At 31.4% G+C, this 24,563-nt stretch carries 32 protein-coding genes; 12 read left to right on the top strand and 20 right to left on the bottom strand.

Going from position 1 to position 24,563, the window contains the following annotated elements:
* Positions 1-14 precede the first annotated feature (14 nt).
* On the bottom strand, positions 15-623 hold the full coding sequence (folE, locus tag ABXT65_RS01780; protein ID WP_415323788.1) for a GTP cyclohydrolase I FolE: 609 nt from the start codon (positions 621-623) through the stop codon (positions 15-17).
* Between the two features lie 77 nt (positions 624-700).
* Here folE and hisI point away from each other — a divergent pair, with 77 nt between their 5' ends.
* The 3 genes from hisI (at position 701) to ABXT65_RS01765 (ending at position 2,501) form a co-directional block, all read left to right on the top strand.
* A complete protein-coding gene (gene hisI / locus ABXT65_RS01775) occupies positions 701-1,168 on the top strand; it encodes a phosphoribosyl-AMP cyclohydrolase (RefSeq protein WP_415323787.1) in 468 nt (155 codons plus the stop codon).
* Positions 1,169-1,543, top strand: coding sequence for a DUF2237 family protein (locus ABXT65_RS01770; protein WP_415323786.1), 375 nt, complete (start codon positions 1,169-1,171; stop codon positions 1,541-1,543).
* Positions 1,544-1,640: 97 nt separating this feature from the next.
* The gene (locus ABXT65_RS01765; RefSeq protein ID WP_415323785.1) at positions 1,641-2,501 is read left to right on the top strand and encodes a bile acid:sodium symporter family protein; all 861 of its coding nucleotides are present in this window, start codon (positions 1,641-1,643) and stop codon (positions 2,499-2,501) included.
* 10 nt (positions 2,502-2,511) lie between these two features.
* Here the strand turns inward: ABXT65_RS01765 and ABXT65_RS01760 are convergent, their stop codons facing one another.
* A complete protein-coding gene (locus tag ABXT65_RS01760) occupies positions 2,512-3,528 on the bottom strand; it encodes a hypothetical protein (protein WP_415323784.1) in 1,017 nt (338 codons plus the stop codon).
* A 140-nt stretch (positions 3,529-3,668) separates the two neighbouring features.
* Here ABXT65_RS01760 and ABXT65_RS01755 point away from each other — a divergent pair, with 140 nt between their 5' ends.
* Entirely contained in the window at positions 3,669-3,857 is a 189-nt protein-coding gene (locus ABXT65_RS01755) for a hypothetical protein (protein ID WP_415323783.1), read from the top strand.
* Between the two features lie 15 nt (positions 3,858-3,872).
* Here the strand turns inward: ABXT65_RS01755 and ABXT65_RS01750 are convergent, their stop codons facing one another.
* The 6 genes from ABXT65_RS01750 to ABXT65_RS01725 are packed head-to-tail and all read right to left on the bottom strand — an operon-like array spanning position 3,873 to position 10,724.
* Positions 3,873-5,492 carry an electron transfer flavoprotein-ubiquinone oxidoreductase gene (locus ABXT65_RS01750; protein ID WP_415323782.1) on the bottom strand — a complete coding sequence of 540 codons (1,620 nt, stop codon included), beginning with the start codon at positions 5,490-5,492 and terminating at the stop codon, positions 3,873-3,875.
* A gap of 23 nt (positions 5,493-5,515) precedes the next feature.
* On the bottom strand, positions 5,516-6,469 hold the full coding sequence (locus tag ABXT65_RS01745) for an electron transfer flavoprotein subunit alpha/FixB family protein (protein ID WP_415323781.1): 954 nt from the start codon (positions 6,467-6,469) through the stop codon (positions 5,516-5,518).
* Complete coding sequence (locus tag ABXT65_RS01740) at positions 6,469-7,218, bottom strand: electron transfer flavoprotein subunit beta/FixA family protein (RefSeq protein ID WP_415323780.1); 750 nt, start codon at positions 7,216-7,218, stop codon at positions 6,469-6,471. Before ABXT65_RS01740 ends, ABXT65_RS01745 begins: the two co-directional genes overlap by 1 nt.
* Positions 7,218-9,650, bottom strand: a complete 2,433-nt coding sequence (locus ABXT65_RS01735) for a GcvT family protein (RefSeq protein WP_415323779.1) — start codon at positions 9,648-9,650, stop codon at positions 7,218-7,220. Before ABXT65_RS01735 ends, ABXT65_RS01740 begins: the two co-directional genes overlap by 1 nt.
* 59 nt (positions 9,651-9,709) lie before the next feature.
* Positions 9,710-10,213 carry a DUF4864 domain-containing protein gene (locus ABXT65_RS01730; protein ID WP_415295594.1) on the bottom strand — a complete coding sequence of 168 codons (504 nt, stop codon included), beginning with the start codon at positions 10,211-10,213 and terminating at the stop codon, positions 9,710-9,712.
* Positions 10,155-10,724, bottom strand: coding sequence for an NAD(P)H-dependent oxidoreductase (locus ABXT65_RS01725; RefSeq protein WP_415323778.1), 570 nt, complete (start codon positions 10,722-10,724; stop codon positions 10,155-10,157). The genes ABXT65_RS01730 and ABXT65_RS01725 overlap by 59 nt, the downstream gene beginning before the upstream one ends.
* 34 nt (positions 10,725-10,758) lie before the next feature.
* Here ABXT65_RS01725 and ABXT65_RS01720 point away from each other — a divergent pair, with 34 nt between their 5' ends.
* Positions 10,759-10,956: a hypothetical protein gene (locus tag ABXT65_RS01720; RefSeq protein ID WP_415285896.1), complete on the top strand. Its 198-nt coding sequence runs from the start codon at positions 10,759-10,761 to the stop codon at positions 10,954-10,956.
* Here the strand turns inward: ABXT65_RS01720 and ABXT65_RS01715 are convergent.
* The 7 genes from ABXT65_RS01715 to ABXT65_RS01685 are packed head-to-tail and all read right to left on the bottom strand — an operon-like array spanning position 10,914 to position 14,935.
* Positions 10,914-11,336, bottom strand: coding sequence for a DUF6691 family protein (locus ABXT65_RS01715; RefSeq protein WP_415323777.1), 423 nt, complete (start codon positions 11,334-11,336; stop codon positions 10,914-10,916). The genes ABXT65_RS01720 and ABXT65_RS01715 overlap by 43 nt on opposite strands.
* Positions 11,333-11,752, bottom strand: a complete 420-nt coding sequence (locus tag ABXT65_RS01710; RefSeq protein ID WP_415323776.1) for a YeeE/YedE family protein — start codon at positions 11,750-11,752, stop codon at positions 11,333-11,335. The genes ABXT65_RS01715 and ABXT65_RS01710 overlap by 4 nt, the downstream gene beginning before the upstream one ends.
* Positions 11,753-12,190: a CoA-binding protein gene (locus ABXT65_RS01705; RefSeq protein ID WP_415323775.1), complete on the bottom strand. Its 438-nt coding sequence runs from the start codon at positions 12,188-12,190 to the stop codon at positions 11,753-11,755. It abuts the gene before it with no gap.
* A complete protein-coding gene (locus ABXT65_RS01700) occupies positions 12,190-12,966 on the bottom strand; it encodes an enoyl-CoA hydratase (protein WP_415323774.1) in 777 nt (258 codons plus the stop codon). Before ABXT65_RS01700 ends, ABXT65_RS01705 begins: the two co-directional genes overlap by 1 nt.
* A complete protein-coding gene (locus ABXT65_RS01695) occupies positions 12,959-13,333 on the bottom strand; it encodes a cytidyltransferase (protein ID WP_415323773.1) in 375 nt (124 codons plus the stop codon). Before ABXT65_RS01695 ends, ABXT65_RS01700 begins: the two co-directional genes overlap by 8 nt.
* A complete protein-coding gene (locus ABXT65_RS01690) occupies positions 13,333-13,740 on the bottom strand; it encodes an AAA family ATPase (protein ID WP_415323772.1) in 408 nt (135 codons plus the stop codon). Before ABXT65_RS01690 ends, ABXT65_RS01695 begins: the two co-directional genes overlap by 1 nt.
* A 1-nt stretch (position 13,741) precedes the next feature.
* Complete coding sequence (locus ABXT65_RS01685) at positions 13,742-14,935, bottom strand: aromatic ring-hydroxylating oxygenase subunit alpha (protein WP_415323771.1); 1,194 nt, start codon at positions 14,933-14,935, stop codon at positions 13,742-13,744.
* Positions 14,936-15,035: 100 nt separating this feature from the next.
* Between ABXT65_RS01685 and ABXT65_RS01680 the strand changes: the two genes are divergently transcribed.
* The 3 genes from ABXT65_RS01680 to ABXT65_RS01670 all read left to right on the top strand — a co-directional run bounded on the left by ABXT65_RS01680 (position 15,036) and on the right by ABXT65_RS01670 (position 17,835).
* Positions 15,036-15,764, top strand: coding sequence for a methylenetetrahydrofolate reductase (locus ABXT65_RS01680; protein WP_415323770.1), 729 nt, complete (start codon positions 15,036-15,038; stop codon positions 15,762-15,764).
* Positions 15,757-17,115 (top strand): glycine cleavage T C-terminal barrel domain-containing protein, encoded by a 1,359-nt coding sequence (locus tag ABXT65_RS01675; RefSeq protein ID WP_415323769.1) that lies wholly within the window; start codon positions 15,757-15,759, stop codon positions 17,113-17,115. The genes ABXT65_RS01680 and ABXT65_RS01675 overlap by 8 nt, the downstream gene beginning before the upstream one ends.
* A gap of 150 nt (positions 17,116-17,265) precedes the next feature.
* A complete protein-coding gene (locus tag ABXT65_RS01670) occupies positions 17,266-17,835 on the top strand; it encodes a YIP1 family protein (RefSeq protein WP_415323768.1) in 570 nt (189 codons plus the stop codon).
* On the opposite strand, the gene ABXT65_RS01665 is transcribed toward ABXT65_RS01670, so the two are convergent.
* The 4 genes from ABXT65_RS01665 to ABXT65_RS01650 are packed head-to-tail and all read right to left on the bottom strand — an operon-like array spanning position 17,832 to position 21,232.
* The gene (locus ABXT65_RS01665; RefSeq protein ID WP_415323767.1) at positions 17,832-18,002 is read right to left on the bottom strand and encodes a hypothetical protein; all 171 of its coding nucleotides are present in this window, start codon (positions 18,000-18,002) and stop codon (positions 17,832-17,834) included. The genes ABXT65_RS01670 and ABXT65_RS01665 overlap by 4 nt on opposite strands.
* Positions 17,995-18,606, bottom strand: a complete 612-nt coding sequence (locus ABXT65_RS01660) for a DUF3726 domain-containing protein (RefSeq protein WP_415323766.1) — start codon at positions 18,604-18,606, stop codon at positions 17,995-17,997. The genes ABXT65_RS01665 and ABXT65_RS01660 overlap by 8 nt, the downstream gene beginning before the upstream one ends.
* Before the next feature lie 5 nt (positions 18,607-18,611).
* On the bottom strand, positions 18,612-20,264 hold the full coding sequence (locus ABXT65_RS01655) for a hypothetical protein (protein WP_415323765.1): 1,653 nt from the start codon (positions 20,262-20,264) through the stop codon (positions 18,612-18,614).
* The gene (locus tag ABXT65_RS01650) at positions 20,264-21,232 is read right to left on the bottom strand and encodes a membrane dipeptidase (protein ID WP_415323764.1); all 969 of its coding nucleotides are present in this window, start codon (positions 21,230-21,232) and stop codon (positions 20,264-20,266) included. The genes ABXT65_RS01655 and ABXT65_RS01650 overlap by 1 nt, the downstream gene beginning before the upstream one ends.
* A 114-nt stretch (positions 21,233-21,346) precedes the next feature.
* Between ABXT65_RS01650 and purE the strand changes: the two genes are divergently transcribed.
* The 4 genes from purE (at position 21,347) to ABXT65_RS01630 (ending at position 23,698) form a co-directional block, all read left to right on the top strand.
* Positions 21,347-21,838, top strand: a complete 492-nt coding sequence (gene purE, locus ABXT65_RS01645; protein ID WP_415323763.1) for a 5-(carboxyamino)imidazole ribonucleotide mutase — start codon at positions 21,347-21,349, stop codon at positions 21,836-21,838.
* 9 nt (positions 21,839-21,847) lie between these two features.
* Positions 21,848-22,894, top strand: a complete 1,047-nt coding sequence (locus ABXT65_RS01640; protein ID WP_415323762.1) for a 5-(carboxyamino)imidazole ribonucleotide synthase — start codon at positions 21,848-21,850, stop codon at positions 22,892-22,894.
* An 11-nt stretch (positions 22,895-22,905) separates the two neighbouring features.
* Entirely contained in the window at positions 22,906-23,373 is a 468-nt protein-coding gene (locus tag ABXT65_RS01635; RefSeq protein WP_415323761.1) for a GNAT family N-acetyltransferase, read from the top strand.
* Positions 23,374-23,491: 118 nt separating this feature from the next.
* Positions 23,492-23,698, top strand: coding sequence for a cold-shock protein (locus ABXT65_RS01630; RefSeq protein WP_006998008.1), 207 nt, complete (start codon positions 23,492-23,494; stop codon positions 23,696-23,698).
* Between the two features lie 79 nt (positions 23,699-23,777).
* Here ABXT65_RS01630 and ABXT65_RS01625 read toward each other — a convergent pair whose 3' ends face one another.
* Positions 23,778-24,536, bottom strand: a complete 759-nt coding sequence (locus tag ABXT65_RS01625; RefSeq protein ID WP_415323760.1) for an alpha/beta fold hydrolase — start codon at positions 24,534-24,536, stop codon at positions 23,778-23,780.
* Positions 24,537-24,563: the final 27 nt, after the last annotated feature.

Raw genomic sequence — 24,563 nt, 5'->3', positions numbered from 1 at the left:
CCTCCTTGGGAAGGTTACTTGCTAATAAATCTTAAGTATCTGTTTTGAATGCTTAAATCTTCTTTGAATTGTCCTAAGAAGTAATTTGTAACTGTTGTTGCATTTTCTTTTTTAATACCCCTCATCGTCATACATTGATGTGCTGCATCAATCGTAACAGCAACTCCTTTTGCATCTAATGAAGTCATTAAAGCTTGAGCAACTTGCATTGTTAGTCTTTCTTGTGTTTGTAATCTTTTTGAAAAAACCTCCACTACTCTTGCAAGTTTACTTAAACCTACAACTCTTTCATTTGGAATGTAGGCAACATGCGCCGTTCCAACTATGGGTGCCATATGATGTTCACAATGACTTGATACTGAAATATTTTTTTCAACAACCATATCATCATAACCCTCAACATCCCCAAAGGTTTTCTCTAAAATTTTATTTGCATCTTCAGTGTATCCACCAAAGTATTCTTTAAATGCTTTAACAACTCTCTTTGGAGTTTCTAATAACCCTTCTCTACTAGGATCTTCGCCTATCCAAGTTAAAATAGTTTTGAATGCCTCTTCAGCTTCTTTGTCGGAAACCTTATTAGCATCTAAAATTTTATTATCTGTTTCTTTAACTAATTTCATAAGGCGAGTTTATACAGTAAATCATTGTTTTTAAAATATTTAATATATCGACCAATATGCTACATAATCACCTAGATATGTTTAAAAAAAGAGAAAATATAGTTGAAATTGAAGAGGGGAAGCTCCTTTCACCAAAATTTGATAATGATGGATTAATTCCAGTTATTACAATGTGCTCAAAAACTAAAGATATTTTAATGCATGGCTATATGAATGTTGAAGCTTTTAAAAAAACTATAGAAACTAAAGAAGCTCATTATTTTAGTAGATCTAGACAGCAAATTTGGCACAAAGGTAAAACGAGTGGCTATACTCAAAAAGTTTTAGAGATAAGAATTGATGATGATCAAGATTCAGTTTGGTTAACTGTTGATATTGGAGATGGTTCTAGCTGTCACGTTGGTTATAGATCGTGTTTTTATAGATCAATTCCATTAGGTCCAATTGAAAATGGCAGAGAAATTGAAATGAAGTTTGAAGAAAAAGAAAAATCTTTTGATCCAGAGGTTGTCTACAAGGGCCAACCTAATCCAACAAAAATTTAAATGACTGATAAACAAAAAAATGTTTTAGGTGAAGATCTAGAAGAATGTTCTAACGACCCGTTAACAGGATGGCATAGAGATGGTTGTTGTAGTACTGATAAAAATGATCACGGCGTACATACTGTTTGTGCAAAGGTTACAACTAGTTTTTTAGAATGGGCTAAAAATGCTGGCAATGATTTAATCACACCTCATCCTGAATTTGGTTTTCCAGGGTTAAAAGATGGTGATGGCTGGTGTGTCTGCGCAAGTTGGTATGCAAAAGCTGTTGAAGCTGAAAAAGCTTGTCCTGTTTATATAAAAAGAACTCATGAAAAAACCTTAAAGTTTGTTTCTATAGAAGCCCTAAAAAAACACGCAATAGATCTATCTTAAACATTTTTCAATCCTAAATTGCTTAATAATTTAATATTATGTTGCAAACATTACTTACATATATAAATTTTATTAAAAATTATTAAATATTTATATTATGGAAATAGTAACTAAAATTGCACCTATTATCTTAGCATTAATGATGCTTGGTCTTGGAACAAGTTTAACAATCAATGATTTTACAAGAGTAATAAAAAATCCCAAAGATTTTCTCGTAGGCTTAATTTGCCAATTAATTTTACTACCCATCGTAGCATTTACTTTAATTAAATTATTAAATACCCCAGCTGAATTAGCTTTGGGTGTTATGATAATTGCAGCAGCACCAGGTGGTGTTACGTCAAATATATATACTAAGTTTGCAAATGGAGATGTTGCTTTATCTATTTCTTTAACTGCAATTATTAGCTTAATTAGTATTATTACTGTTCCATTTATAGTTTTTAAATCTGCAGAAATTTTTGAAGTTTCATTTTTGTCAAAAGATATTTCAATGATTGGAATATCAATTAAAATGTTTTTTGTTGTAACTGTTCCTGTAATTATAGGAATGATTATAAGGAAATTTTTTAGTGACTATATAGCTTTAAAAAGCAACTTAATCACTAAAGTTTCGGTTATTTTGTTTATTATTGTGTTGTTTGGGATTTATATTTCCGAGTGGGACAAGATCATTCCATTTTTAACTTCGGCTGGTTTAATAGCAACGACTCTGAATATTTCCATGATGATTATTGGATATTATGTTGCAAAAATATTTGCCACAGGAATTGCTCAACAAAAATGTATTGCACTTGAATGTGGTTTACAAAATGGGACTTTGGCAGTTTTTATAGCTACTCAATTAGGACCTGAAGTTGGAGTTTTAAGTCCACTTATTGTACCGACTGCAGCTTATGGTTTTGTGATGTTTGCTTCATCACTAATATTTTTATTTATTATTAAGAAAAATACCTAATTTAAAATTCCTACAAATTTAAATACTTTTGAACTCCAGTAGGTAACTTTTCATATGCTTTTTTTAATATTGCTGATTCAACTAACATTAAATTAAAAACACGTGATGTAAATTCAGATAAATGATTGAAATTTATTTTTTGTATCTCATAAACTTCTTTTTGATTCTCGAGAGCTAAAGTATAATGTTTTTTATTGTTAATTTTAAGATATTTTTTTTTAATCAAAATATTTAATTTTCTAGTAACAGTGGCTCTTGGTATCCCCGAAATATCAGAAATTGACATAGCATTCATTCCTTCTAATATTGAAAGATTATTATAATATTTTTTTAAATATTCTATTTTACTCATTCTTAAATCACCCTTTCTTTTAATATTTAATTGTTCATTTACAACACAAACGGCCCAAACATGAAAACTTTCTACATCAGTAAAAGCTTTTTTCCATTTTAGTATCATGGGTATCTGTAATTCATAGTAAAGCTTCCAAATATGAGAAAAGTTTTTTGCTATAAATGTTACAACTTCTTCTGATGTAAATTCTGATTGTATAAGTTTTTCATTAAACAGAGTGGTTGATAGTGCAGAAAAAAAACGTGAAATTCTGACTATAGATTTTTCTGGTCTTACATAAGGAAAGGCTTTTTTATCTATAATAATTTTTTTACCCAACTTTTTGAGTGCACCAATTTTTTCTAATTCAATAATTTTTCTTCTAGCACTTTCTTTGGGAATATCGAGAGCTTTGGAAATCTCCATCACATTTAATGATTCTATTTGTATAAAATCTTTTTGATAAAATTCAGTAAAAGTCTCCTTAACAAGGTTTTTTGAATAAAAATCGAACGTCTTTTTAATCAAATAAAGAATTATCATATATTTATCATGATCTTTGAAAGGATCGTAAACTCCATTCATCCATTCTAATTGATGATTAGACCAAAGTGGACTTATAAAACTGTAATTTTTTTCAAATACTGTGATCAATTTTTCTTTACGAAGTTGCTTTGATATTACTTGATCCATAATAGATTTATTCTAGCTTTTAATGCCCAATATGAACACTGTATTATATTGTTAGACCCAAAGTGAACTTTAGAATCATTGTTTACCTAATATTTTACTGGTTTATTTAAATCATGAGTGCTGAGAAAAATTTAGATTTCATGATAAAAAAACAACCTCCTTTACAGACCTCTCAAAAAAGTGAGGAAGTAATATCTGGACGTGTTGATATAAATATTCTTTTAAATAGAGCAAGGAAAGCACAAGAGAAAGAAAATCGAACAAACTTAATTTTCATAGGATTGACACTTTGTTTAATTTGTATTGTTGGAATGATTTTATCTTTTTAAAAAAAATATTTTCAATTACATATTTCCATATTTAGGCCCACCACTTCCTTCGGGTGTAACCCACGTAATATTTTGAGAAGGCTCTTTAATATCACAGGTTTTACAGTGAATGCAATTTTGTGAATTAATCACAAATTTATTTACACCATTTTCACTTTGAACCTCATAAACGCCTGCTGGACAATATCTTTGTGCTGGTTCATCAAATTTTTCTAAAGTGTAATTTATCGGCAAGTTTGGATCTTTGAGCTGCAAATGTACAGGTTGATTATCAGTATGATTAGTTCCTGTTAAATATACAGAACTAGTTTTATCAAACGTGATCACATTATCAGGTTTTGGATAATCTATTTTTGGCATTTCACTTGCTGATTTTAAAGTTTCATGATCAGCATGCTTATGTCTTAAGGTAAAAGGTAATTTTCCTCTAAATAAAATTTGATCAATCCCGGTAAATATTATTCCAAGAATTAAACCCCAGCTAAAGCTGGGTTTAACATTTCGAGCACTATGTAATTCTTCATAAATCCAACTTTCTTTAAATTTGTCTTCATAAATGGATAGATTCTTATTTTCTTTTATATTTTCAAATATAGTTTCTGCTGCAATCATTCCACTTTTCATTGCAGTGTGTGATCCTTTAATCTTAGGCATGTTTAATGTTCCTGCATCACAACCAATTAATAAAGCACCAGGCATAAACATTTTTGGTAAACTTTGAATGCCTCCTTCAATTAACGCACGTGCGCCGTAAGAAATACGTTTTCCACCTTCAATTATTTTTTTAATTGCCGGATGAGTTTTAAACCTTTGAAATTCATCAAAAGGTGAGAGATGCGGATTTTTATAATCTAGACCAATAACGTATCCTAAAAAAACTTGTTTATTTTCTGCATGATACACAAAACTTCCCCCATATGTATTATTGTCTAATGGCCAACCTGCAGTGTGCATTACCATTCCCTCTTCATGATTTTGTTCACTAATTTCCCAAATTTCTTTAAATCCAATTCCGTATTGTTGGGGGTCTTTACCTTCCGCTAAATTATATTTTTCAATTAATTGTTTTCCAAGATGTCCTCTGCATCCTTCTGCGAAAACAGTGACTTTTCCTAAAAGCTCTATGCCTGGTTCAAAGCCATCTTTCTTATTTCCATCTTTATCAACTCCCATGTCTTGAGTTGCAACTCCCTTAACTGATCCATCTTCTTTGTATAAAATTTCACTTGCAGGAAAGCCTGGAAATATTTCTACACCTAAAGCTTCGGCTTGTTCTGCTAGCCATCTACATAGGTTTGCTAAACTGATTATGTAATTATTATGATTTTGTTGAACTGATGGAAGTAGCCATGTCGGCCAGCTTAATGATTTTGATTTTCCTAAAAATAAGAATTTTTCTTTAGAAACCTTAGTTTTTATAGGTGAATTAAGTTCTTTCCAGTTTGGTAATAACTCATCTAAAGCTCTAGTTTCAAACACATTACCACTTAAAATATGCGCACCAATCTCTGAGGCTTTTTCAAGTAAACACACATTTAATTCTGGATCTAATTGTTTAAGTTTAATTGCCGTAGATAGTCCTGAAGGACCACCCCCAACGATTACCACATCATAATCCATTGCTTCTCTAGGCATATCTTGAATTTTTACAGTACTGATTATTTTTGTATACTATTTAATTTATTCAATTCTTCTAAGAATTGAGGTAACGCCTCAAATAAGTCTGCTTCAAGACCATAATCTGCGACACTAAATATTGGCGCTTCACCATCTTTATTTATAGCAACAATAATTTTACTTTCTTTCATTCCAGCTAAATGCTGAATTGCTCCTGAAATTCCAACTGCAATATACAAATCTGGTACAACAACTTTACCAGTTTGACCAACTTGATGTTCATTACTAATATAACCCGCATCAACTGCTGCACGTGATGCTCCAATTGCTGCATTTAATTTATCTGCAATGTCAGTTATTAATTTAAAATTTTCTCCATTTTGCATTCCTCTTCCACCAGAAACTACAACTCTAGCAGTTCCAAGCTCAGGTCTGTCTGACTTAACCTCTTCTCTTTTAATAAATTTTGATAACGTAAACTCTTCAGTAGCTTCAATTTTTTCTATTGGAGCAGACCCACCAGAAGTTTCACAAGGCTCAAAAGATGTTGGTCTAATTGTTATACATTTTTTTGTGTCTGTACTTTTTACTGTAGCGAATGCATTACCCGCATAAATAGGTCTTATGAATGTATCAGCTGATATCACTTTAGTAATATCACTTACTTGAGATATATCTAAATTTGCTGCTATTCTTGGCATCAAATTTTTACCAAATGTATTTGCCGAACTAACAATATGGGAATAATTTTCTGAAACTTTAACAACTATCGGTGCAAAGTTTTCTGCTAAGTAGTTTTCATAATGGGCAGCTTCAGCATGTAATACTTTTTTAACAGCTGGCATTTCAGATAATGATTTAGCAACATCTCCACAATTATTTCCAATTAATAAAACATGTACATCTCCATCCATTTGTGATGCTGCAGTAATTGCGTTTAATGTAAAAGGTCTTACTTCTTTATTATTATGCTCTGCTATTAATAAAACTGACATTATATTACCTTTGCCTCATTTTTAAGTTTGCTAACTAATTCAGCAACACTTGCAACTTTAATTCCTGCTTTTCTTTTAGGTGGTTCTTCTACTTTAATTTGTTGAACCCTAGGTGTTATATCAACCCCTAGGTCTGCAGCTATAAATACCTCTATGGGTTTTTTTTTAGCTTTCATAATATTTGGTAGTGAAGCATAACGTGGCTCATTTAATCTTAAATCACATGTCACAATAGCTGGTAGATTAACTTCAATTGTTTCTAATCCTTCATCAATTTCTCTTGTTACTTCTAAAGTTCTGTCTTTTATTTCAATTTTTGATGCAAATGTTGCTTGAGGCCAATTCAATAAAGCACTTAACATTTGGCCTGTTTGATTACAGTCATCATCAATTGCTTGTTTACCCATAAAAACTAGATCTGGTTTTTCTTTTTCAACAATTTTTTGCAGCACTTTTGCTACGGCTAATGGTTCAATTGTTCCCTCAGTTTTGATTAAAATTCCTCTATCAGCACCAACAGCTAAAGCTTTTCTAACAGTTTCTTGTGATTTTTCCTCACCCACTGTAATTGCAATAATCTCTGACGCCTTACCTGCTTCTTTAATTCTTACAGCCTCTTCAATAGCATTATCATCGGGTGGATTGCTCGACATTTTTACATTATCAGTAACAACACCAGTCCCATCCTCTTTAACTCTGACTTGAACGTTGTAATCAATTACTCTTTTAACTGCGACTAATATTTTCATTATGCTCTCAATAAATTATTTTCAGGATCGTAAGGACTCTCATCCAGTATAGTAGCATCGTACATTTTTCCTAAAATATCAATTTTCAATTTTTGACCAGTTGTCGCAACATCTGGGTTCACCATTCCTAATGCAATCGATTTACCTAGTCTAAATCCAAAATCTCCTCCTGTTGCACGTCCAACAACTTTGTCGTTTTCATAAATTGGATTGTTTCCTAGAACATCTGCATCTTCAACATTGTGAATTTCCATAGTAACCAGTTTATTTTTAAAACCTTTTTCTCTCCACTTATTAAGTGCTTCTAAGCCAATAAAGTTTCCTTTATTAGGATGTATAAATCTATCTAGTCCAGATTCGTAAGGTGAATATTCAATTGATAATTCCGTCCCAACAAGTTTATAAGATTTTTCGAGTCTTAAACTATTCATTGCTCTAATTCCATAAGGCTTAAGACCTAAATCTTTTCCAGCCTCCATTAATTTATCAAATATATGGTTTTGGTATTCAATTGGATGATGAAGCTCCCAACCTAATTCACCAACAAAGTTTACTCTCATAGCATTCACTGGTGCATTTCCAACATTCACATTTTTTGCACTCAACCATTTAAAGTTTTCACCAGAAAAATCATCGCTGGAAACTCTTGTCATTAATTCTCTAGCCTTTGGACCAGATACAACTAGCACACCCATACTATTAGTTAGATTTTCAAATTGAACTGTCCCATCATTTGGCATCCATTTTTGAATCCAATCATGGTCTAATCTTTGGTTTGCTCCTGCAGAAACTAAATAGAAACTATCTGGAGCTTCTCTCATTATTGTAAATTCAGAATGTACTCCTCCTTTAGTATTAAGGGCATGACATAAACCAATTCTTCCTATTTTTTTTGGAAGTTTGTTTGCTACTAAATAATCTAAAAACTCTTCAGCCCCAGGACCTTTAATTCTACATTTTGCAAATGCAGTCATGTCTAAAAGACCCACATTTTCTTTTACATTTTTACATTCTTTTTTTATTGCCTCAAACCACTTGGATCTTCTAAAAGACCAATCATCTTTTTGCTCCATTCCATCTGTTGCAAAGAAATTAGGTCTCTCCCAACCAAATTTTTGCCCAAATACTGCACCTAATGCTTTCATTCTATCGTAACAAGGTGATGTTCTTAATTCTCTAGCAGCACCTCTTTCTTCATCTGGGTAATGAACTTTAAATACATGATTATAAGCTTCTTCGTTTTTTTCTTTTAAATAAGATTTTGTTGCATAATCACCAAATCTTCTTGGGTCAACGCCAAGCATATCAACCGTTGGTTCTCCATCTACAATCCATTCAGCAAGTTGCCATCCAGCACCACCTGCAGCAGTAATACCAAAACTATGTCCTTCATTAATCCAGAAATTTTTAAGTCCCCACGCCGGTCCTACAATTGGGTTTCCATCAGGTGTGTAACAAATTGCACCGTTATAAACTTTTTTAACACCGACTTCTCCAAAAGCTGGAACTCGATGAATTGCACCTTCTATGTGTGGAGCAAGTCTATCTAAATCTTCTTGAAATAATTCATACTCAGAATCTTTTGATGGTCCATCAACATAACAAGCTGGAGCACCATCCTCATAGGGTCCTAAAATTAAACCACCTGCTTCTTCTCTCATGTACCATCTACTATCACTATCTCTTAAAACTCCCATCTCTGGTAAGCCTTCTTTTTTTCTTTTTAAAATATCTGGGTGTGCTTCTGTTACAATATATTGGTGCTCAACAGGTATAGCAGGAATATCTAAACCAACCATTTTTCCAGTTTGTCTTGCAAAGTTTCCTGAACAAGAAATTACATGTTCACATTCAATAGCTCCTTTGTCAGTTTCAACAACCCATCCATCTTTAGTTTGTTTAATTCCAACTACAGCTGTATTTCTATAAATCTCAGCACCCATATTTCTAGCACCTGTAGCCATTGCTTGAGTTAAATCAGCAGGTTGAATATATCCATCTTCAGGGTGTTGTATTGCGCCAAGTAAATCATCCGTACGACATAAAGGCCAAATTTCTTTTACCTGATCTGGAGTTAAAAATTTTACATCAACACCTATAGTTTGTGCCACTCCTGCATATTGGTGGTACTCATCCATTCTATCTTTAGTGCTTGCTAAACGAATGTTTGAGACAACACTGAAGCCAACATTTTGTCCTGTCTCTTCTTCTAATTTTTTATAAAGATCAACCGCATACTTATGAAGCTGTCCAACTGAATAACTCATATTAAATAATGGAAGCAGACCTGCTGCGTGCCAAGTTGATCCTGAAGTTAATTCTTTTCTCTCGACAAGAACAACATCTGATAAACCTTTTTTTGCTAAGTGATAAAGTGCACTAACTCCTACTACACCACCACCAACTACAACAACTTTAGCTTTAGATTTCATTAGTCCGATTCCTACTATTTTTTTATTATTAACGAAACAAAAATCGTTTAGTTATTAGCTTAAACTGAAGATCCAAGAGGCATTGGTGCGGAGACCATTGTGGTCAGCCAGCAGTCCTTGAGGGGACCATTTTTTATATATTTTTCAACTGCCCACTTAAATTTATAGTAGACCTTATCTCTATCAAGAACTGTTACTTCAAAAAGAGCAGTAAAATCATCAGATTTTATCTTAACAACCTTATGGTCCAAGTGATTAAGAAGCATCACATAAGATTTTCCTTTTATCATCGTTTTAAATCGATCTAAAGGACCTGTATTTTTTTGATTATTTGGGTGTGCAAATTCCCAAGTCTGCTCAATTCCATTATCTTTTTTTGGATTATCATTCTGCTTTAAACTTCTTAATTGGATTTTGACAACTTGATAAGGTTCAATCCCATTATTAGGCTTAACTAATTCAGCAAATGATGGAGATGTAAAAAATAAAGTAATTAAAATTAATTTATATATTTTGTGCAGTTGTTCTGACGTCTTCCAAAAATTGTTCTCTTTTTTTATCACTGACAAACGGTACAGCAAAGTATCTTCTATAAACAATATTATAAATGCCACACATGTGAAATACCCCTCTTTTTAATCTTCTTATAGGTAAGTTTAAGAAGAAGGTTGTAATAGCGAGCCTTGGAGACCCATAAGTACAAAAAATTATAGCTTTTTTATCTTTTAAATTTCCCATTGGATAACCATAGTTTCCAACTAATTTTTTAAATGTAAATGCCCATGGTGGTGACAAAACTTTATCTATCCATCCCTCCACAATTGCTGGCATTCTAAAGTTCCAAATAGGTGCAATTAGAACAATTGTATCACACTTCTCAATTCGTCTACGATGATCTAAAACATCTTCACCAGCTTGTTCACCTGCAAAAACAGGGTTAAATTTTTCCTTATATAGGTCTACACAATCAACTGAATGACCGTTTGCTTCAACCGTTTTTATAAATCTATCTCTAATAGCAGCGTTAAAAGATTTTTCGTTATAATGACCGTATAAAAGAAATATTTTTTTCATTTGTGTATTTTTAAACTAGTTCTATAAGAAAGCCATGAAAAATTTTTATGTAATTGAAGGTGAGCATACCAACCCTAACGAGATTGAAACAATACTAAAGAATACTGAAAAAAAACATGGTCCTTTTGAGGAGCAAGAAGCTACCCAAATTGCCAAAGGGTTAATTCAAAAAAATATAGATGATTTTTATCATCGAGCATGGGTAGTCGGTTCTGACAATTTAGCCAAATAAAACCCAACAAACATTGCAACTACAAAGACAGCTGAATTAATATTTAATAAAGCTAAAGATGCTATCGCAGGTCCAGGACATAAACCTGCCAAACCCCATCCTGCTCCAAAAAGTGAAGAGCCAATAATTAACTTTTTATTTATCTCTTTATTAGTTGTGTAATTAAAGCTTTTAGCAAAAATAGGTTTTTTATTATTTTTAAATAAGTGAAAAAATGGAGAAGATATAATTAGGGCTCCGATCATCACAAATGCTAAAGATGGGTCCCAATCTCCAAAAATATTTAAGAAACCTAAAACTTTAGCTGGATCAATCATTTCTGAAACAGTAAGACCAATTCCAAATATTATCCCACAAACTAAAGATATAATTTTACTCATACTAAGTTTTTTACCAAAACAGTTAAAATTCCAAAAATCATGAAGGTTATTGTTGCAATAATTGACCTTAAAGAAAATCTGCCCATTCCACTAATTCCATGACCACTAGTACACCCTCCACTAATTCTAGTGCCAACACCAACCAACAAACCTGCTACAAATAATAAAAAAAATGAATTTGAAATTAAAATATTAATTTCTTGAGATGTAAAAGATTTATAAAGAATGGGGCCAATTATTAACCCCACTATAAATAAAAAATTATCAAATCTATTATTTTTGGAAGTTAAAAAATTACTAACAATTCCACTTATTCCAATTAATCGACCGTTAAAGACAAAGAATAGAACTACAGCCAATCCAATTAATGTACCCCCTAGAAACGCAGGCACAAGAGTAAAATTTACTATATTCATTTAATTTTGTAAGACAGGAAATGCTGGATTTATATTTAAAAAAAGCTTTTGATATTCCATTTTAGTACATCTATTTTCTATATATTCAATATTCTTACTTTCTACTAACTCTTTAGCTTCTACACTTCTTATTCCTAGTTGTAGCCAAAGAACTTTTGCACCAATTTTAACACTATCTTCTGCAAGCTTATGCACTTCTGCTGAAGGTCTGAACACATCCACAATATCTATTGGTATTTTAATATCTTCAAGTTTTTCATAAACTACTTCACCTAATATCTTTTGTCCTTTTGCACTTGGATTAACTGGAATAACTTTAAAGCCATACCTCTGCATATATTTCATAACAATAGTTGAAGGTTTTTTGTCGTCCTTACTAACGCCCACCATTGCAATTGTTTTATATTTTGAAAGAATTTCTTTTATTTTGTCGATCACTACTTATGTTTCCACTTAGGTTTTCTTTTTTCTAAAAATGCAGAAATTCCTTCTTTAGCATCCATAGCCATCATATTTTTAGTCATCATTTTACTCGTATATGCATAGGCTTTTTTTAATGGCATTTCTAATTGTTTGTAAAAAGTTTGTTTGCCTATCTTTATTGTAAGTTTTGATTTGGAAGCAATAATTTTTGATACTTTTAAAACTTCTTTATCTAATTGAGATTTAGCAAAACAATCATTTATTAATCCAATTTCTTTGGCGTATTTTGCTTTAATAGGATCTCCAGTTAAAAGCATTTTCATCATTATTTTTCTGTTAACTTTTCTACTCACTGCAACCATAGGTGTGCTACAGAATAAACCTATATTTACTCCAGGAGTTGCAAAAATTGCATCATTTGTGCTGTAAGCTAAATCACAACTGGCAACTAATTGACACCCCGCTGCAAATGCTGCCCCGTGTACTTTTGCAATAACTGGTTTTTTTCCTTCAACTATTTGGAGCATTAACTTTGAGCAAAGATTAAAAAGTTTTTGGTATTTGGCTTTCTTTTTTAAGCCACTTACTTCTTTTAAATTATGACCTGCGCTAAACCCTTTTCCAGCACCTTCAATAATTATTACCTTAATGTTTTTATCATTATCTAATTTTTTAAAAACCTTAATTAGATCACCTAAATTTCTAAATGAAAGTGCATTATATGTTTTAGATTCATTAATAATTACTGAAGCTATTTCTTTGTCTAAAATTTTGATCTTAATATTAGTCAAGTTTGCCGTCTTCTCTCATCTTAGCTCTAATTTTAGTAGCTGAGATTTTCTGAATTTCCTCAGATAAAACAACTTCTTCAATTTTGTAGCCAACCCCTCTTCCATAACAAATATTAGTGATATTTGGCACCATCATCACTTTAAATTGTCCTTCAAATTCTGGGTTTAATTTTTCTTCAATATTTTTTTTAACAGTCTCAAAGTCAAATGGATTATCATCTACACCCTGAACATCTCTAATTTGAATACAAACTTGACCTGTTTTTTTAACTATCTCTTGAAACAAAGCATAATGACCATCATGAAATGGTTGCCATCTACCTAGCATTTGTGCTGTTGGTTTTTTATTATCCCATTCGTAAGCCATTATTTGATCTCCTTTAATATTATTGGTGCCCAATGTTTAGCATCTTGTGTTGTGACCTGACAATCAAATTTTTCAGGCTTTACAAACATCTTATTAGTATCATCAAAACGTCCTTCTTTTATTGTATTTAGCCAAACAATATAATCTGCTGGAAACAAGTTTCTTGCCTCAGGTGTTGGACAAACAAAATCTGCAACAACATAATTTCCCTCATCTTTTATTTTTTTTGCAAAACCTGCCATTCTTTTGGCTTGTCTTGTTCTGCCTTCTTCTGAAAAATCCCAATCATTGGCTTCTTTTCTAACTTCATCAGCATTAAGTCTTTTGGCATTTAATGATGGGGCAATTTCATTTGCTAAAGTTGTTTTGCCAGATCCTGGAAGACCCATAATTAATATTATTTTCATTTTAAATTAAGTTTGTTGCAATCCATTTATGAAATTCATGTGTAGGGTTATCCATTATTGGTGAAAAATTTCCACCATTATATGCCGGTGAGTTTCTACCTTCTTGCATTCCCTCTACTGCTTTTATATCTTCTGACATAACTTCCTTCCAAAATTCTGCATTTTTTTTTCTCATCTCTGTAAATTCAACGCTATTGGCACTTTCATTGCCCACGTAATACATCATCAAATGTTCTTTAGTTTCATTGATAGATTTTGGTTCTAACCAAAAAATATAAAAATGATCTATATGCAAACCAATCATTACGTTTGGAAAAAGAGCAATGTACTCAGCTTTTTTTGATAGATCTTTTGACCAATTTGGAAAATTATGAAAAGTTTTTTTCCCCTTAACAGGTTGATCGTACTTGCTAGTTCCTTGGCCAGCAAATCTATTGGGTAAACCTTGGATATGGTAGTGATCACTAATATTTGAAACTTTATTTAATTCTGGGTGTATCCACGGTAAATGATAACTTTCACAATAATTCTCTATTGCAAATTTCCAATTACATTTAACATCTAGGCTGAAATATCCGTGATCTTTTGAGTGTTTAAGTAAATTTTGATCTTCCTTGGATATAAATTTTGACCATCTTTCTTCAAGAGGTTTAATATATTCATCAAATTCTAATTCATTATTGTTGATATTAATGAATATAATGTCCATCCATACTTTAGTTCGAATCTCTTTTAAATTGCTTATGGATTTGTCAAATTTTTCTGTCTCATGAATATTTAATCCACCAATATGGGGCGTGGCTACTAATTTTCCATCAAAATCATAGGACCATGAATGATAAGGGCATCTTAAAAGATTTTTTAAAGAACAGGGCTCATCTAAAAGCTTAAATCCTCTATGACTACAGACATTATGAAACACTCTGATTTTATTCTCTTTATCCCTTAAAATGATTAAGGGGATCCCTAATAAATTGTATGGCTTGGCATCTCCAATGTTTGCAACTGAGCTTGCCGCTCCAATTACGCACCATTTATCTACAAAAATCTTCTCTCTTTCGAACTTAAGATAGTCAGGGCTCGTATAACATTCATTTGGCAGACCATGAGCTTTCTCAATCGGGTTGCTCACTACCTTAATCTTTTTCATATCCAGGATATCTGACAAGGTGAGATTTTTAGAGTTTTCAGGCATTGGAAAAAATTATCACCGGCACAATTTTTGGCAACAAATATCTTTATCCACAAGATGAATTTCTTTGACAGCTTTTATAAAAAAGCTAATGATCAGGAAAATGAATTTTTCACTTGAAGTTGGACCTCAAACAGATCTTGATACATTGCCTCCAGTTAAGGATGTTTATGTAACCATGCTTCCAGGAGGAGACTATAAAGAGACTGCTAATCAGTCAGGTGAATTAGTTAAAAAGGGATTTAATCCAGTTCCACATTTTCCAGCAAGATCAATTACAGATGATGCTCAACTTAAAGATTACATTTCAAGATGTAAAGATGTGGGTGTTAAACAAGCTTTAGTGATTGGAGGAAGTAGAGAGCCAGTTGGAAAATTTGATAGTTCAATTCAAATTTTAGAAACAGGATTTTTTGATGGAATTAAAATAGGAATAGCAGGACATCCAGAAGGAAGTCAGGATATTTCTGATAAAGAATTAGAAAAGGCTATGATAGATAAAAAACCTTACGCCGACTATATAGTAACCCAGTGGTTATTAGAGAGTCAACCTATCGTAGATTTCATTTCTAAGCAGTCAGTACCAGTGCATGTAGGAATTACTGGGCCAATGAAAATAACTAGCTTGATTAAATTTGCTAATATTGTCGGGGCGAAAAATTCTATAAACTTTCTTAAGTCTAATTTTAGTAAGGCATTAGATTTATTGAAACCTAAAGACCCTAATGAATTAATTGGGAAAGTGAAAGAGTTTACTGGTAACTTCCACATTTATACATTCGGCGGCTTGAAGGAAACTAACAAGTGGTTGAAGGAGAACGGTTATGTCTAATGAATTTGACTATACTAAACTAAAGCATGTGACTTCAGTTGATCAATCAGATCGTGAAGTACCATATAACTTAAGACAAAGTGGTCCTACAAAAGTTGAAATGTTAATTTCAACAAGAGTAAGAAAATCTCCATACTGGCATCTATCAATGGAAGCTGGTTGTTGGAGAGCAACTGTTTACAATCGTATTTATCATCCAAGAGGTTATGTAAAACCAGAAGATGGTGGAGCAATGGTTGAATATGAAGCAATTAAAAATCACGTTACGATGTGGAACGTTGCCGTTGAAAGACAAATTAGAGTTAAGGGTCTTGATGCAGAAAAGTTTACAGACTACGTTATAACTAGAGATGCAACTAAAATCTCACCTATGAGAGCAAGATACGTAATTTTATGTAATGCTTATGGTGGTGTTTTAAATGATCCTATTCTTCTTAGAATTTCAAAAGATGAATTTTGGTTCTCTTTATCAGACTCTGATATTGGAATGTATCTTCAAGGTGTTAATGCTGATGGAAGATTTGATTGTTCTATTGAAGAAATTGACGTTTGTCCTGTACAAATTCAAGGACCTAAATCAAAAGCTTTAATGAAAGACCTTATTGGAGATCAAGTTGATCTAGATAACATGCCTTTCTATGGTTTAGCTGAAGCAAAAGTTGGTGGAAGAAGTTGTGTTATTTCTCAATCTGGTTTCTCAGGTGAAGCTGGATATGAAATCTACTTAAGAGAAGCAACTAAATACGCTGATGATATGTGGAATGCTGTTCTTGCTGCGGGCAAAAAGCATAGCCTAATGGTTATAGCTCCTGCTCACCATAGAAGAATTCAAGCTGGAATTCTTTCTTGGGGACAAGATATGGATCATCAACACAATCCTTTTCAGTGTAACCTTGGTTATCAAGTTTCATTAGCTGGTAAAGGCGAATGGAACAAGAAAGCTGACTACATTGGTAAAGCTGCACTAGAGAAAATGGGTGCAGAGCTTAAGGATGGAAAAAAACCTTACAAACTTCAGTTAGTAGGTCTTGAGTTGGGTGGAAAACCAATTGAAGAATATGCTCCTGACTTTTGGTTAGTGTCACCTGAGAGTGGTGGAGATCCCGTAGGATTTATCACATCACCTTGGTATCACCCTGAAAAAGGTCAAAATATAGCAATGGGATATGTACCATTTGATGGAACATTAAATGCAAACGGATTCCCTAAAGGAAAAGCTGGAACTAAGTATAAAGTTCACTTACCTGCTAAGTATTCTGACACACCAGGAACACCCGTTGATGCTGTGGTAGTAGATATGCCATTTACAGAATCTTATAACGCAAACACAAGGGAAGTCGTTAAAGGTTAAATTAATTACCTGGGGGAGATTAAATTCTCCCCCATTAATAATGACAAAAACATTCCTAATCGCAATTTGCATAATAATAGTAATTGCTTTAATACTCTTTCCACTATTTGTTTCTTACAAAGCACAGAAAAATAATAAAAAAAATAAATAATGTTTGGTCAATTTTTAAATATAATTGTTAGGTCTATTAAATTAGATAAAACTCTTTACAAAGATAATAAAAACTTTGGTGAGGCTGCAATATACTTTGCGGCTATAATCATTTTATTAACAGCTATTATTGGTTTAATACCAGGGTCTATTTTTCTAAAATTTATGAGTGGAGTTTTTGGCTCTGCTAATATTCAAGGACCATCAGTAAGATCTGTTATTATTACTACGATAATTGTCTGGTTAATAAAAACTGCTTACTTATATTTTGTTGGAGTGGTACTTTTTCCAAGCAAAGCAACAAAATGTAATTATAGAAAAATACTAGTGACAGTTGGTTATGCAAGTTCACCATTAATACTAAATAGTTTTATTGTTGATGTAAAACTTTTATATTTCATGTTTATTCCCTACATTTGGTACAATGTGTCTCTAATAATTGGAATTAATCAAATTTTAAAATACGAAAGTTATTTTAAATCAACAATAATAGTTTTAGCACCAATTATATTGTTATTTTTATTTTTTATAAGCCAATTATTTAATAATCATTCATCTGTAGTAAGCTAAATAGGAAATATAGTTTTTGAAAGTTTACAAGAATTACAGGTCTTAAATCCTGTTAGGATTAAATTTTGAGAAACGCTTGGGTCTTGTTTTTTACACTCTTCACAAAAATCATCTAATTCAAGAATTTCTTCACTATCATTTATTTGATCATCAAAATCTTTAGTCATTATCTGTAAGACCGGCGCCAGCTCCACCTTGCTTTAGACTTTCATTTTCTTCAACAAATGTTTCTTCTGAAAGTTTGTAGAGTTCATTCCACTCTTTTTCCTCAAATGAGTCTCGATTTTCTAAAACCTTTAAGTAAATATTTTCAGCAGACTCAATAATTTCATTTTTTGTATAATTGGAATAAATGTTGTTATTAAAGTTTAATATAAACTCTTTATCATCCATTTTTAAGAATATTCTTTTGCCAATTACCTCAGATGCTCTACTGATAAAGGGTAAAAAAAGTAATGGATATGCAACATTTTTAAAGGTTATTTCGTTTAAACTTTCTAAAGTTCTAATCTGATCTAAACAATTTACACCCGCAATTATTGGACAATATTCATTTTTATTAGCTTCATTGTCTTTATTGATGAGGTTTATATTTTCTAATCTTAATTCTTTTTTTTTCTTAAAAAAACTATTTAAGTTTTTAATTCCAGGTAGGCTAAAAATCTCAAGTAGTCTTATATTTTTTCCAATCTCTTCTGCAATACCCCATGAATATCCAGCAGCCTTACTCGATCTTTTAGAAACTGTATCTATTTCACTTAATGATCTCATGTTAATTAATTATAAACCCAATGTTCATCATAGTTTTTTAATTGCTCTGGTAAGGGTGCACCTTGAAACATACATATCCTTAACCATTTATCAGAACGTGGATCAAATTTTAACGCTCCAAAGAAAGATAGCTTAAGTCTTAACATGTCTATTGGCATTATTTCTTGGCCAATGGTATTATCTTGTATTTCAGAATAAGGAAATTTTTCCACTATAAATGCTCTTCTAACAACGTGTCTTAATTCATTATTAGTTGATAAAAATTTAGCAATTGTCCAACTGTTTTTAGATACTGACAATAAATCATAAAGTTTTTTAACATCTCTTGCTATTGCAAGGGGCTGTTCTAAATCTGCTCCATTCTCATCAAATCTATTTGCTAGTCTTGGCTCTTCTTTATTTTTTGAAATAAACCAAAAATTAAGATTATTTTCTTTTTTAGAAAAATCTATATTCAATATTTCTGAATATTTATTTTCAAGAATAGCTTTTAACTCTGCTACCGTCCTCTCAGTTGGTATATTAAAGTATTTTCCTTCTTCAGAACTCATTTCTTGAATTAATGGTGTAACAATATCATCAAAAGGTTCCATCATCATTGAAACAACATACTCAATACATTCTTCACAATAGTTTTTTTCTAAATCTAAGTACATCTCATTGAATGCAAAATCTTGTTTAAAGTTAAACTCTTTATCGAGATACATAATAAATTTATTCAAATCACTTAATAAAGATTTAATTTTTTTTATTTGATATTCACTCTCTGTATTCCAGGATGTGATATTTTTAATTGATTTTTTTAAACAACCTAAAAATAACTCTATCTCTTCGTTTGAAATATTTTTTATTTCTCTTATTTTCTTTAATGAGGTTTCTCTTGCAGAGATCCAGTTATTTAAAAGTGTCGGATGATTAACTATAAAAGGAGCCATGCCTAGACCCGTTGAATTTCCTATTCCTAAATTTCTACAAATTTCAGGATCTAACTTTACAGCTTTCTTGGGGTTTTTATTTTTTGCAACATGATTAACTTGATCAAAAGTGAATTGTCTTACCAAGTAAACAAGCATCATCTCTAATCTGAAAGGTCCGTATATTTCCTTTCTATCTTTAATTCTAAATCTATCTGCTAAACCAAATTTACCTGACCCATAAACCGCTGTTGTTCTGTATAAATAACCAACTTTATCTAGTAATTCTCTATCTGGCTGAACACCTTTGCTTAAGCTTTCAACTACATGATTAAATATCCTAACGGACTTGTTTGCTCTGGATAGAGTTAACTCTTTAAATGAAAGTCTTCCAAACTCTTGCTTGGGTACTTCATTTTTTAATCTTTCAATGTCCTGTTTTGCCGGAACACCATCAAAAAGAGTAAAGGCTGCATCCCATTTAGTAGCTATAACTCTATCTGATCTCTCATTTTCATCTAATTCATTTGCAAAACAAATTAATGAATAAACTCTATTTTTTTTCTTAAATGAATAAACTGCTATGCCGTAACCATGTTCATTTAATTCAAATAAATCTCTTTTATAATCCCAGTCTTTAAATTCTTTTAAAAAGCTTCTTAAAAAAGAAAGTTTAGATTGATGAAAAGAGCCAAGTCTTGAAAGTTTCATTACTATATTGGGGTCTCTTAAAGGAACGTTCATCAATTCATTGCTTTGTAAAAATTAAACCAATTATTTCCAAGAATGCCGTTAACTTCACTTTCTGAAAATCCAACTTTTTTTAAACCTACTTCTAAATTACTAAACCCTCTTGCATCTAAAAACCAACCTGGTTGTTTAGGAAAACCAGGTTTATTTTTTGACCCTTCTCCAAAATTTTTACTTTTAGTCCACGTTCCATTGCGCATCCACTCTACAATTGTGTCTGGCTGGTTTAAGCAAAGATCAGATCCTATTCCTATTTTTTCAGCTCCCATAATTTCAGCTGTTTTAGCAGTCATTTCACAAAAGTTTTCTAAAGAGCAATCTGTTCCATCTTTTAAATGGTGGGGGTATAAAGATAAACCTAGCATTCCTTTATTGTTAGATAAAATTTTTAATAGTTCATTTGATTTATTTCTTTTAGCTGGATGCCAAAAAGAAGGATTAGCGTGTGTGATTGCAATTGGTTTTTCACTTATCTCGATTGCATCAATTGTGCTTTTCTCCGCTGAATGTGACATGTCTATTACAAGGCCAAGTCTGTTCATTTCTTTAATTACTTCTTTTCCAAAATTAGTAACTCCACTATCTACATTCTCATAACATCCTGTAGCTAGTAACGACTGGTTATTATAAGTCAGCTGCATAAACCTACACCCTAAGTCGTAAACTTTTTCAACTAATCCAATATCATCTTCTATAGGTGAGCAATTTTGAAAACCAAAAAAAACTGCCGTTTTATTTTCAGATTTAGCCTTTTCAATATCTTTAAAACTTTTGCCATGAAAGATTAAGTCTGAATTATCTGCAAAGTGATTTTCCCAATTTTTAATTACTTCTTTTAATTCACCAAAATCTTCGTGGTAAACAATAGTTACGTGGATTGCGTCAAGTCCTGCTTGCCTGTTTATCTGAAAGATTTCTCTAGACCAGTTACAGTACTGTAAATTATCAATTTTAAAATTCATTATGATCTTATTTGTTTTAAAGAATATCAATAAGATAGATAAATTCTATTAATTTTATTGAAATTTTAAGCTTAATTTGAAATAATAATTTACGTTAAAATAAAATTACATCAAATGACTAAAAATAAATCTAAAAAAGTATCAATTGTTATGGGTAGCCAGTCTGACTTCAAAACCATGATATTTTGCCAAAATATTCTTAAAAAATTAAATATAAAATTTGAAACAAAAATTATATCAGCTCATAGAACCCCTAAAAGGATGTATGAATTTGCTATTAATGCTGAAAAAAATGGTATTGCAGTAATTATTGCTGGTGCTGGAGGATCTGCACATCTACCAGGTATGATTTCAGCCCTCACATCCTTACCAGTACTAGGAGTTCCAATTGAAAGTAAAAAACTTAAAGGACTTGATAGTCTTTTATCAATAGCGCAAATGCCAAAAGGTATACCTGTTGGAACTTTAGCAATTGGTGAAGATGGTGCAATTAATGCTGCATTATTAGCGGCATCTATTATTGGAGTTAGTGATACCTCTGTTAAAAAAAAATTAAATCAATGGCGTTTAAGCCAAAGTAAATCTGTAAAAAAAAAACCAAAATAGTTTTTAAATATGTCTAAACCAATTCTTGGAATTATCGGTGGAGGTCAGTTAGGTAGTATGCTTGCAGTTGCCGCAAATAAATTAGAAATTAAGACTGTTATTTTTTGTGATGATATTGATGCTCCTGCACAAAGTTTTTCTAATGGGTTTGTATACGGTGAATATAACGATCAAACTAAAATTGATGAGTTCTTGGATAAAGTAGATGTTGTTACATATGAATTTGAAAATATTCCTTATGAAACATTACATGAAATTAATAAGATAAAACCTGTTTTACCAAAACCTTCTGTAAATAGAATAATTCAACATAGATTAGCTGAAAAAGATTTTATCAATAATTTAAACATAAGAACAACCCGATATGTATCGATTGAAAAAAAATCTGAAATGGAGTCGGTAGAAGATTTTTTACCTGGTTTGCTTAAAACTTTAACTTTAGGATATGATGGCAAAGGGCAATATCCTATTAAAAGTTTACAAAGCCTAGATACAATTGATATCGATTATTCAAAAGGTTATATCTTAGAAAAACTAGTTAAATTAAAAAAAGAGATCTCAATAATTATTACTCGTTTTAGTGCTCAAAAATATGAGATTTACGAACCTATTGAAAATTTTCATGAAGATCAAATTTTGAGAAATTCTAAAATTCCAGCTGAGATTAGTGATAAAATTTTAGAACAATCAAAGCTTTGGGCAACTCAAATTTCGGAAGAATTAAAATATGTTGGAACCTTATGTGTAGAATTTTTTATTGATAGAAATGACAATCTTTATGTAAATGAAATTGCTCCAAGAGTTCATAACTCTGGGCACTTAACAATTAACGCATACAATGTAAGTCAATTTGAAAATCATGTAAGAGCTGTCTGTAAACTTGAGCAAATCCCACTTAAAAAAATATCCAATGCTAAAATGACTAATATAATTGGTGACCAAATTGAAAATTACAGAAATAAAGAATATACTGAAAATGAATTTTTCTTTGATTATTTAAAGAAAGAAATAAAGAATAAGAGAAAAATGGGTCATCTAACAACTCTCATTAGTTAGATATTATAATAATGCTAAAATCAATAGAGGGTAATTTTGATAATCTGGAAGTTCATGAACTTCTTATTAAGCATTTTATTGAGTTAAGATCTGTGTCACCTGAAGGTAGCACTCATGTTCTAGATATTGCTGGCTTAAAAGATCCTTCTATTAAATTTTGGAGCCTGTGGGAAGAAAGTGATCTGATGGGCAGTGGTGCATTGAAGTTTTTAGATAAAGAGCATGGAGAATTTAAATCTATAAGGGTTAACGATAAATTCAAAAATAAAGGATATGGCTTAAAAATAATCAATCATCTTATTAATGAGGCAAAAAAACTGAATATTAAGAAATTAAGCTTAGAAACTGGCTCTGGTAAATTTTTTATGCCAGCTAGAAAATTATTTGTCAAATGTGGCTTTGAAGTATGTGAACCTTTCTCTCACTATGAAGATGATATAAATTCAGTCTATATGAGTATGTTAATTAACAACAATTAACTCTTTAATCATATATAATTTGAATTTTAGTTGACAAAACCTCAATAAGTCTAAACAAAGCGTGAATTACTTAATTATAAGTAATAAAAGTAACACAACAATAAGTAAGAAGATAAATATGAGTCTACAAGGAAAAGTAAAATGGTTCAATCCAACTAAAGGTTTTGGTTTTATTGAAAGAGAAGATAAAGAAAAAGATGTATTCGTTCACGTTTCAGCAGTAAGAGATGCTGGCATGAATGGTTTAGATGAAGGTCAAGCTTTGACTTTTGAAGTTGAAGATGGTCCAAAAGGTCCTTCAGCGGTAAACTTAAAAACTGCATAATATTCACACTTTTTATTGGCTGCGATTTTTTAATTAAATTATTTTTAATTATTTAGCTAAATATTTCAGCCAATACCACTCAATTTTTTATAAGAAATTCTTCCACTACTGCATTAAATTCCTCAGGTTTCTCTAAATGAACATTGTGAGAGCAGCCTTTAATTAGCTTTAAATCACTATTAGGAATATTATTATTCAAGGTTTCTACTTGATTGAAATTATAAGCCTTGTCTTGATCTCCCCAAACTATCAATGTTTTATTTTTAATGTTTTTTAAATTTTTAATTCCACTCCAATTCTTCATAGCAACTAATCCATTGTCAGCAGCTTCTATAGAAGTTTGTTTACTAGCTTCATCACAAAGATAGAAATATTTTGATTTGTCTTCTTCTATAAACCAAGTTTTGGCTATTCTATGGGCGGTAACATCTAATCCATTAATTTTTAACTTTTCTCTAGATTGATCAATAGTTTCAAATCTACCAGGTATATTTCCTCTTGGCCCAGTGCCATAACAAATTAATTTTAAAATTTTTTCACCTGCTATTTTTGCTATTTCTTGAACAATCATTCCACCCATTGAATGTCCTAGTAAATTAAAATTTTTTATTTCCTTCTTTTCTAATAAATTTAATATTGCTTTAGCCATACATTCAATTGAATCGCATGAGTTGATAGCACTACTTTTTCCAAAACCTGGGAGTGCTGGAGCAATAACTCTAAAGTCATCTTTAAAGAATTCTATTTGAGGGGCCCACATATCTGATGAGCCTAAAAACCCATGAACCAAAACTAATGGAGTTCCACTGCCAACATCTTCAGCAAATATATCTTGCATATTCATCATTTATTAATAATCATTGAA

The organism is Candidatus Pelagibacter sp. Uisw_127, from assembly GCF_047722515.1.
GTDB lineage: Bacteria > Pseudomonadota > Alphaproteobacteria > Pelagibacterales > Pelagibacteraceae > Pelagibacter.
Note: the sequence above shows the minus strand (reverse complement) of the source record. Positions and strands in the feature narration are given on the sequence as shown.